This is a genomic window from Mycobacterium sp., assembly GCF_049585075.1.
Taxonomy (GTDB): Bacteria; Actinomycetota; Actinomycetes; order Mycobacteriales; family Mycobacteriaceae; genus Mycobacterium.
This window is the reverse complement of the sequence record NZ_JBAUZA010000290.1, coordinates 21,944-31,537: the sequence shown is the minus strand read 5'-3', so window position 1 is coordinate 31,537 and position 9,594 is coordinate 21,944. Positions and strand designations below refer to the sequence as shown.

Here is a 9,594-nt window from a genome sequence, read left to right as displayed (position 1 = left end):
ATCGCCACAGTGCTGGGTAATACGACACCAGAGGCCATCGACCCCGATAAGGCGTTCCAGGAGTTGGGCTTTGACTCGCTGACCGCAGTCGAGATGCGTAACCGACTCAAAACGGCCACCGGGCTGGCGCTTTCACCGACGCTGATCTTCGACTACCCGAACTCCGCAGCGCTGGCCGGCTACTTCCGCCAAGAGCTCGTGGGCGCCTCGACCGAGCCGGTGCCGCAAGTCGCGGCCGGCGAAGCGGAAATCCAGCGTGTGGTCGCGGCTATTCCGGTCAAACGCCTTCGCCAGGCCGGGGTATTGGACCTGCTGCTGAGCCTGGCGAACGAATCCGATGGAGCCGACGGAGCAGAGGCCAGGGAACAAGACATCGCGGCAATGGATCTCGATGATCTGGTCAACGCTGCATTCCTCGACGACGACGACTAGCCAGATGAGGTTTGAGGTTAGCCAGTGAGGATCGCCGTCACCGGGGCGAGCGGAGTGATCGGTCGCGGCGTTGCCGCTCGTCTGCTCAGCCGGGGCCACGACGTGATCGGGCTGGCCCGCCATCGGCCCGAAAGCTGGCCGAGCTCAGCAGGCTTCGTCAAAAGCGATATTCGCGATGTGGCCGGGGTGCGGCGTGCGGTAACCGGCACCGACGTCGTCGTGCACTGTGCCTGGGCGGTCGATCCAGCCGCTGCTGCCTCGGTCAATCGTGAGATAAACATCGGCGGAACCGCCAACGTGCTTGACGCCATGACCCAAAGTGGTACTCGCCGCGTTGTGTTCGCCTCGTCGGCGCACGTCTACGGGGTGGACCACGGCCGCACACCGCTGTCCGAAGCCGACCCGCTGAACCCGACATCAGCAGAAGGGCGCGACAAGGCTGGCGTCGAACAGATGCTTGCTGCCTCAGGTGCGGAATGGGTGGCGATCCGCTCGGCGGCCATTTTCGGCAGAGGCGTCGACAACTGGGTGCGCCGAGTGCTGGCGTCCCCGCTCTTTTCTGAGGTCGACGCCGGTCGCAGGTTGCAGGTGGTGCACGGCGACGACGTGCAGCGGGTTTTCGTCCAGGCCGTCGTCGATGCCAGCATCGGTAGTGGGCCGGTGAACCTTGCCGCGCACGGGGAGTCGACGCTCCGACACATCGCCGATGTGCTGGGGCGGCCGGTGGTACGGGCAGGTGAGCGGCTGCTCAGTTCACCCGAACTGGATCGCCTGCTGAACGCGCCGTCGATGGATACTGCACTGCTGCATGACAAATGGAACTTCACTGTCGCCTGGACCGCCGAAGAATGCGTCCAGGACCTCGCGTTGGCGGTGCGCGGTCGAATCAGCGTTGGCAAGCGGGTGATGTCGCTGCCGTGGCGGATGACTCATGCCCAAGACATCCCGTCGGTGGATGTGCCAGCCGCCGATGGAGTTGCCCCGGTGTTGGCCGGACCGGACGGCGCCAACGGCGAGTTCGATACGCCGATCGACCCACGCTTCCCGACTTATCTCGCCACCAATTTGTCCGAGGCGCTGCCCGGGCCGTTCTCACCGTCGTCGGCGTCGGTGACCGTGCACGGATTACGTGCGGCCGGCGCAGTCATCGCCGCAAGACTGCGGCCCGGCGGGCTGATCCAACGCGAAATAGCTACGCGCACCGTCGGTGTGTTCGCCCATCGGCTGTATGGAGCAATCACCACCGCGCATTTCATGGCCGAAACAGTTCCATTCGTCAAACCCGCGACGGTGATTCGGCAGAGCCAATTCTTCGGCCCGAGCGCGGCGAGCATGCCGATCTACGGCGAGCAACCCCTGCCACGCGAATCCAGCCCGGCCATGCGAGCTCTGCGTACCATGCGCAATCTCGGGGTGTTCGCGGCCAACTTGGCAGGCCTGACCACCGGCGCTGCGCGCGACACGCGCGACTTCATCGACGACATTGATCGCTTGGAAGACGGTGTCGCTGAGGATCTTTCACAGCTCAGCGATGAGCGATTGCAAAGCCTGATCTTGTTGGCGCGCGACCATGCCGTACACGGTTGGGTGCTCGCGTCAGGGTCATTCATGTCCTTCGCCGCGCTCAGCGTGGTGCTACGCGGCCTGAGCGGCCGTGACACGGTGCTTTCAGTGGGTCAGGATGTGGCCAGCGCACAGCCGCTGAGCGCGGTGTACCGACTGGCGGACGCGGCGCGACGCGACGCAGGCGTGATCCGCATTCTGGCCCGCCCCGGTGACCACCTCGACGAGCTGTCCGCCCAGGCCCCGGAATTTCATGCCGCAGTGCTTGCCGAGCTGAACGTGGTCGGGCACCGTGGCCCCGCCGAGGTCGAGATGCGGTCGACCAGCTACGCCGACGACCCAGAGCTGCTGATCCGGATGGTCGCCAAGTCGCTGAAGATTCCCACCCGGCCGGAGATCCACCGTCCGGTAATCCCGGTGCAGGCCCGGCCGGTGGCGCGACTTGCCGCTGCGCAGCTTCGCGACCGCGAAGTCCGACGCGACAGAATGGTCCGGGCAATCTGGTTGCTGCGCAGGCTACTCCGTGAGCTGGGACGCAGACTAGTCAACGCGGGTGTTCTCGAAACCCCCGACGACGTGTTCTATCTGCTGGTCGACGAGCTTGATGCGCTACCTACCGACGCTTCGGGACTGGTCGCGCGCCGCCGCACGGAACAACGCAGGCTGGCCGGGTTCGCACCGCCCGCAGTATTCAGTGGCAGCTGGCAAGCCGCTGCCTCGCTGGCGACCGTTGTTGAACCCGGGCAGACCCTGACCGGCGTCGGCGTCTGCGGTGGACGAGTCCGCGGCCGGGTGCGCATCGTCGCGCCGGACTCCATCGACGACTTGGAACCGGGAGAGATCCTGGTCGCCGAGGTCACCGACGTCGGCTACACCGCCGCATTTTCCTACGCGGCCGCGGTGGTGACCGAGCTCGGCGGCCCGATGTCGCATGCCGCGGTGGTAGCACGCGAATTCGGTATCCCATGTGTGGTGGATGTCGCCGACGTCACCCGGCGTCTCCCGCCCGGGGCGCTTGTCGAGGTCGACGGCGGTAGGGGCGAGATCCACGTACTAGACGCGTGACCCATGCGGGTTCGCTACCGTCAGGTCATGCACGAACACACCGTCCGCGTCACAACGGCTGCCGGCACCGTCGAAGGCTTTACCCGCGACGGCGTGCACCGCTGGCGGTCCATCCCGTACGCCCGGCCGCCGGTAGGTGCACTGCGCTTTCGGGCGCCCCAGCCGGCCCAGCCGTGGCGAGGCGTGCGGTATTGCCACGGCTTCACCAAGTGCGCACCGCAGGAGCGGCGCTACACGATCGTCGGCGTCGGCAAGTACCAACCAATGGGGGAGGACTGTCTCACCCTTAACGTCGTCACACCGGAGGCGCCGGAGAGCGAATCGCTACCGGTGATGGTCTTCGTGCACGGTGGCGGATACATCATGGGTAGCTCAGCCACTCCGATATACGACGGCGCGGGCCTGGCCCGCCGTGGGTGTGTCTATGTGTCGGTCAACTACCGGCTTGGCGCGCTGGGCTGCCTGGATTTGTCGTCGCTGTCGACGGCCGATATCGGCATGGAGAGCAACCTGTTCTTGCGCGACCTGGTGTTGGCGTTGCGCTGGGTCCAGCAGAATATTGCGGCGTTCGGTGGCGATCCGGGCAAAGTCACGGTGTTCGGTGAAAGCGCGGGCGCGCACGCCGTCGCTACGCTACTGGCGGTGCCGGAGGCCGAAGGCCTGTTCGCCCAAGTTATTTCGGAGAGTCCGGCAACCGGCATGGTGCGTTCACGTGAAATGGCCACGGAGTTCGCGGGACGATTCGCGACCATCATGGGTGTCCGCAAGCAGGACGCCGCCCATGCGTTGAGGCAGGCTTCTCCCGCCGAATTGGTCGCGGCACAAAATTGCCTGATCGACGAGGGCGTGCGAGACATGTTGGGAGCCTTCCCGATTGGTCCGGTCTCAGGTGACGACGTTCTGCCGTTGGACCCCGTCGAGGCGATGCGGCGCGGCACTGCGCACCGGGTGCCGCTGATCGTGGGTACCAACGCCGAAGAAGGACGGTTGTTCACCCGCTTCCTGCCACTGCTGCCGACGACCGAGCCGATGGTCGAAGCCCTGCTAGCTGAAGTGGAACCGGCTGCACGGCAACGTATTACCGCTGCTTACCCCGATTACCCGGAGCGGTCCGCCTGTGTGCGGCTCGGTGGCGACTTCGCCTTCAGCTCGGCTGCTTGGGAGATCGCAGAAGCCCATGGCAGGCACGCGCCGGCTTACTTGTATCGATACGACTACGCACCCCGGATGCTGCGCTGGTCGGGGCTGGGTGCTACGCATGCCACCGAACTACTCGCGGTCTTCGGCATCTACCGCACCAAGTTCGGGGCGATGCTGAGCGCGGCAGCTGACCGACGATCCGCCTTGCGGGTTACCAGCGACGTGCAAAGGCGCTGGCGGTTATTCAGCCTTACCGGGGTGCCCGGTGACGACTGGCCCGCCTACACCGACACCGAACGCGCGGTTATGGTCTTCGACCGCAAGTCGCATCTCGAATTCGATCCGCACCCCGAACGGCGGATGGCATGGGAAGGCTTTTCGCTGGCGCGATGAAAGCACACACCGACAACGTCGTCGAACGCCCAGAGGATCTCACCGCCGAGTGGCTGACCGCAGCGATCGGCGCCGGAACAATCGCCGAGTTCAGCGTCGAGCGGATCGGCACCGGTCAGATGAGTCAGTGCTACCGGGTTCAGCTGACCTACGCCGACGAAAGGCCCGGCGGTGGCGCACCCGACTCCGTGGTGCTCAAAGTCGCGGCCACCGACCCGATAAGCCGGCAGACCGGTGCGGGCCTGGGTCTTTACGAACGTGAAGTTGGCTTCTACTCCGATATCGCTCCGCGCCTGCGCGGCCCGCTCGCCCCGTGCTATCACGCCGCTTTCGACGCTTCGGCGGGCACCTTCGATGTGCTGCTCGGCGACGCAAATCCGGCGGTCGTCGGCGATGAAATCCGCGGTGCCACAATCGCGCAGGCTCAGCTAGCGGTCACTCAGCTGGCCCGGCTGCAAGGTCCACTGCTCGGTGACACCACGCTCGCGGAGGCACCCTGGCTGCGCCGCGACACGCCGCTCAACCAGGGCTTGATCACGGCCCTGTACACCGGCTTCGTCGACCGCTACGGCGATCAGATCGCCCGGCAGCATCGCACGGTGTGCGAACGGCTGGTCGGCGGGTTCGATGCGTATCTGGCCGCGGAGGCCGCCGAGGATCGCATGCATGGTCTGGTGCACGGTGACTATCGATTGGACAACATGCTGTTCGGCGCCGCCGGCGCCGACCGCCCGCTGACGGTGGTCGACTGGCAGACCGTCACGTGGGCTCCGGCGATGACCGATCTGGCGTATTTCATCGGTTGCGCGCTGCCGGAAGCGGAGCGGCGCACGCACTACGACGCGTTGCTGCAGGCCTACCACGCAGCGCTAGGGCCGGACGCGCCGATCAGCCTCGCCGATATCCGCGAGGGGGTACGCAGGCAGAGCTTTTTCGGCGTGATGATGGCGATTATCTCCTCGATGCTGGTGGAACGCACCGCACGCGGCGACGCGATGTTCATGACGATGCTGCAACGGCATTGCGAGCATGTGCTCGATGTTGATGCCCTGGCGATACTGGCCGCACCGACGACCGCCGAGCCGCTGCGTCCATCAAGCGACGACGAGTCGGCCCATCTGGCGACCGATGAGCCGCTGTGGAGCGAAAGCTGGTATGCCGACTTCGCTGATACGGCAAGCGGACTCGGCGGGTGGGTGCGACTTGGCCTGATGCCCAATCAGCAGACGGCATGGCTGCACGCCTTGCTATGCGGTCCGGACCTGCCGACCGTCGCGGTCGTCGACTGCGAGGTTGCGCTGCCCACCAATCCGTGGGTATTACATACGGGCGCAGGCGATTTCACACACTCCGTCGGCGATCCATTGCAGACCTATCACATTGGCCTGCATGGGCAGGGCCAGTCCTACCCTGACCCGGCGGCGCTGCTACGGGGAGAAGCGGGAGCGCCGGTCGAGGTCGCAATTGATCTGGTGTGGCACACCGATGGCACGCCCTACAAGTATCGGCTCACTACCCGCTACGAAATACCCTGCACCGTCTCGGGAACCGTCATCGTCGATGGGCATCCCTACAACGTCGACGCGGTCCCCGGCCAGCGGGACCATTCGTGGGGGGTGCGGGACTGGTGGAGCATGGACTGGGTTTGGAGCGCACTGCACCTCGACGACGGGACGCATATGCACGGTGTGGAGATCCGCATCCCGGGCGTTCCGCCGGTCGGTATCGGCTACGTCCAAGACCGCGGTGGCACCCTCACAGAGTTGCAAACAATCACCGCCCACCAGACATTCGACGCCGATGGATTACCGACCACCGCAACTCTGGCGGTCGATCCCGGTGACATCACCGCGACCGTTGACGTGCGCGGGCACGCACCGGTCCGGCTGGTTTCCGGCGACGGGCGGGTCAGCCAATTTCCCCGGATCTGGGCCGCTGTCAGTACCGCAGACGGCCGCAGCGGCGTCGGCTGGGTGGAGTGGAACCGCAATCCGCGCTGAAAACTCCTGTCCACCAAGCACACCCATCGTGGTCATGGGTGTCACCGGGTCGGGGAAATCGACGGTGGGTGAGGCATTGGCGCGGCGCCTCGGCGTGCCGTTCGCCGACGCCGACGCTTTTCACCCGCAAGCCAACATCGCCAAGATGGCCGCGGGCACCCCGCTCACCGATGACGACCGCTACCCGTGGCTGGAAGCGGTCGGGCAGTGGCTGGCCGACCATGGGGACGGCGGCGTGATGAGCTGCTCGGCACTCAAACGCCGATATCGCGACAGGTTGCGTTCGCACTGCCCCTGCATCGAGTTCTTGCATTTGACCGGTTCACCGGACGTGATCGGTCGCCGACAAGCCGGCAGGCCGGGCCACTTCATGCCGTCGGCATTGGTGAAATCGCAGTTCGATATTTTGGAACCGCTGGCGTCCGACGAGCACGGGATAGCCCTCGACGTCGGGTCGAGCGTCGACGACATCGTCGAAAGATTTGTGAGCTACGCCCGCAGTGTCGACGACTAGCATGGTGGTCTATTCGGCCCGACAAAACACCAGGCAGATGGCTCTATGTACCAAATCGTGGTCGCGCTTGCCGTCGTGGGGCACTTCGCCTTTCTCTGCTACCTGGTCGTCGGCGGCTTCGTGGCGTTGCGCTGGCGCCGCACGATCTGGTTGCACGTGCCGGTGGCGCTGTGGGGGATCGCGATCACCGTTGGCCAGCTGGAGTGTCCACTGACCTGGCTGGAGCGCTGGGGCCGCGCGAAAGCCGGGCTGGCGCCACTGCCACCGGACGGCTTCGTCGCCCACTACATCGCGGGCGTGATTTATCCGGCCAGCTGGGCCGGCGGGGTACCCGTTGTGGTCTTCGGATTGGTCGCAGTGTCCTGGGCGCTGTATGGGCGCCGTCGGCGGATCAGCGCCAGCGGCGAGCTTTGAGTCGTCCGCGGGCAGCCAATTCGCCGCCGCGTTCGCGGGCGGTGTCGGCTAGTTCGGCGGCCAGCTCGGCACTGCGTTCGCGGGCGCGTTCACCGTAGTCCGCGCCGCGTTCGCGGGCGGTTTCGGCCAGTTCGGCGCCGCGCTCGCGCGCAATTTCCGCCAGCTGCTGGCCGCGCTTACGTGCGCGTTTACGCGCTGCTTTCACCACGGGCGCGCTCTTCTCGCCGGCGGTGCTGATCAGTTCGCCGCCGCGTTTGCGAGCTGCCTCGACCAGCGGCTCGCTTCTCTCGGCGGCCGTGCTGGCCAGCTCGCGGCCACGCTCGGCACCCACTTGAAGTCCGTGCGCAATTCGTTCGCCCAGCTCGGAATCAAGGAAACTGCTGTCGGAGCCATCCAGCGACAGCGCCTCCGAGATCCGCCCCGCCGCTTGACGCCCACGCCATCCCAACGACGGCTTACCCGCGGTGTCGGCCGACGCAATGATCAGCCCGCCCAGCAGGCTCAGGTCGGTGAGCAGATCGCGGCGCTTCTGCGCTTTGCGCTCTGGGTCGCTTTCCGTCCAAAACAGGTGTCCGCCAAGGCTGCCCGGTATCACAGTGAACGCGAGCGCCGCCGAGGCGATCCGCGGCATTTTGCCAGTGGCGAGCAATAGACCGCCGCCGACTTGGACGGCGGCGTTTATCCGGGCCGCTGTCTCGGGATCCGAGGGGACCTTGCTCCCGACGGGATCCGGCAGCGTCCGTAACGCCGCCATGGTGGGTTCGGTGGCATCAACGGTGACCTTGGGGTTTCGCAATGTCTCGACACCTTGGCCGATGAATACAGCCGACAGCAACGGACGAGCGATTCTGCGGATCAACATGGCCGCTGTGTTCCCGGGTTGCCCGGTGTGCAAACCGGCGCTGCCTATCGGCGGTGCTTCTGCTAGTCGGTCGTCGGGGGCGCTTCATGGCGCATCCGCAGGGGCAACAGCACCCAGAAACCGAGCTGAGCCGTCACAGCGAACACCCCGGCAATTGCGCCGGCCACCGGACCGGCCACCGCACCGAAAATGACCACGGCTACACCGGTAAGAGACAAACCCATCAGCAATAGGCCGGCGTAGGCAAACCGGTGTGCAGCAGAGACGACAAATTGGAGACGATGCCGGCGAAACAGCAAGCGGTGCATCGCTACTGGAGCTTCCAACAACACGGTGGCGGCAATCGAGCAACCAACGGTTGCCAGATAGATCACTCGCATCGTCGTGTTCAGCGTCTCGAAGCGCTGCTGGAACGGCAACGTCAACAAGAAGCCGGTCAGCAATTGGACGCCGGTCTGAACCACCCGCAACTCCTGCAGCAGGCTGACCCAATTGCGGTCTAAACGTTGGAGTTCGGTCTCAGAGCGCTCCTTGGCATCCCAGCTTTGGTCGCGTTCTGGATGATCGGCGACGTCCATGGCCGTGATCATGCCAGCCGGCAGCCGCTGCCACCGGCTAACAGCAGCCGCGCCGATGTCTCCAACTGGTCGGCGATCTGCGTGTAGGAGGCATATCCCATGCCGGCGCGCACCAGCGCTCCCGCGTAGAGCAGTTCCAGCGATTCGACAACGTCGGGAGCGCAGTCCGGGCCCAAGGCCGTGACGAGGCGCTGGTGGATCTCCCGACCGATGTGCAGCCGCAGATGAATGACCTCAGGATCCTTGCCCAGCAACGCGTTGGTCACTGCCCCGGCGAGTTCGGGCTCATCGGCAACCAACAGCGCGATATGCCGCAGCACGCCGACGACGCGGACGGTCGAGTCCGCCGAATCTGTGGGCGGCACCGGGCGGGACGCCAACCGCCGCCAGAAAACTTCAGCAACCAGGTGTTCCTTCGAAGAGAAGTACGTGTAGGCGGTAGCTGACCCGACTCCCGCCTCGGCGGCGACCATGCGAATCGTCAAGCCGGAGAAGCCTTCTCGGCCGAGCACTTCGATCGCGGCCTGGCCCAGCCGGTCAACGGTGTCGGCTTGCTTGGCGGTCAGTCGCCGTCTGGTCGACTCCCGAGCTACCGGGTTGGACACGTGTCCGGACACTACTACACCATCGCAG

At 65.5% G+C, this 9,594-nt stretch carries 9 protein-coding genes; 6 read left to right on the top strand and 3 right to left on the bottom strand.

The window, feature by feature from the left end; all coding sequences use genetic code 11:
• The 6 genes from WB785_RS14275 to WB785_RS14250 form a co-directional block, all read left to right on the top strand.
• The coding region (locus tag WB785_RS14275) for a phosphopantetheine-binding protein (protein WP_424079985.1) at window positions 1–432 on the top strand (432 nt) is incomplete at its 5' end.
• Window positions 433–456: 24 nt separating this feature from the next.
• Entirely contained in the window at window positions 457–3,060 is a 2,604-nt protein-coding gene (locus WB785_RS14270) for an NAD-dependent epimerase/dehydratase family protein (protein ID WP_424079984.1), read from the top strand.
• Window positions 3,061–3,087: 27 nt separating this feature from the next.
• Window positions 3,088–4,593 carry a carboxylesterase/lipase family protein gene (locus WB785_RS14265; RefSeq protein ID WP_424079983.1) on the top strand — a complete coding sequence of 502 codons (1,506 nt, stop codon included), beginning with the start codon at window positions 3,088–3,090 and terminating at the stop codon, window positions 4,591–4,593.
• The gene (locus tag WB785_RS14260; protein ID WP_424079982.1) at window positions 4,590–6,593 is read left to right on the top strand and encodes a phosphotransferase; all 2,004 of its coding nucleotides are present in this window, start codon (window positions 4,590–4,592) and stop codon (window positions 6,591–6,593) included. Before WB785_RS14265 ends, WB785_RS14260 begins: the two co-directional genes overlap by 4 nt.
• 34 nt (window positions 6,594–6,627) lie before the next feature.
• Complete coding sequence (locus tag WB785_RS14255) at window positions 6,628–7,107, top strand: gluconokinase (protein ID WP_424079981.1); 480 nt, start codon at window positions 6,628–6,630, stop codon at window positions 7,105–7,107.
• A gap of 45 nt (window positions 7,108–7,152) precedes the next feature.
• Window positions 7,153–7,521 (top strand): DUF2784 domain-containing protein, encoded by a 369-nt coding sequence (locus WB785_RS14250; protein ID WP_424079980.1) that lies wholly within the window; start codon window positions 7,153–7,155, stop codon window positions 7,519–7,521.
• On the opposite strand, the gene WB785_RS14245 is transcribed toward WB785_RS14250, so the two are convergent.
• From WB785_RS14245 to WB785_RS14235, 3 genes are all read right to left on the bottom strand, one after another.
• Entirely contained in the window at window positions 7,499–8,383 is an 885-nt protein-coding gene (locus WB785_RS14245) for a DoxX family membrane protein (protein ID WP_424079979.1), read from the bottom strand. The genes WB785_RS14250 and WB785_RS14245 overlap by 23 nt on opposite strands.
• 62 nt (window positions 8,384–8,445) lie before the next feature.
• Entirely contained in the window at window positions 8,446–8,961 is a 516-nt protein-coding gene (locus WB785_RS14240) for a DUF6328 family protein (protein WP_424079978.1), read from the bottom strand.
• 8 nt (window positions 8,962–8,969) lie between these two features.
• Window positions 8,970–9,566: a TetR/AcrR family transcriptional regulator gene (locus tag WB785_RS14235; RefSeq protein WP_424079988.1), complete on the bottom strand. Its 597-nt coding sequence runs from the start codon at window positions 9,564–9,566 to the stop codon at window positions 8,970–8,972.
• Between the last annotated feature and the right edge of the window lie 28 nt (window positions 9,567–9,594).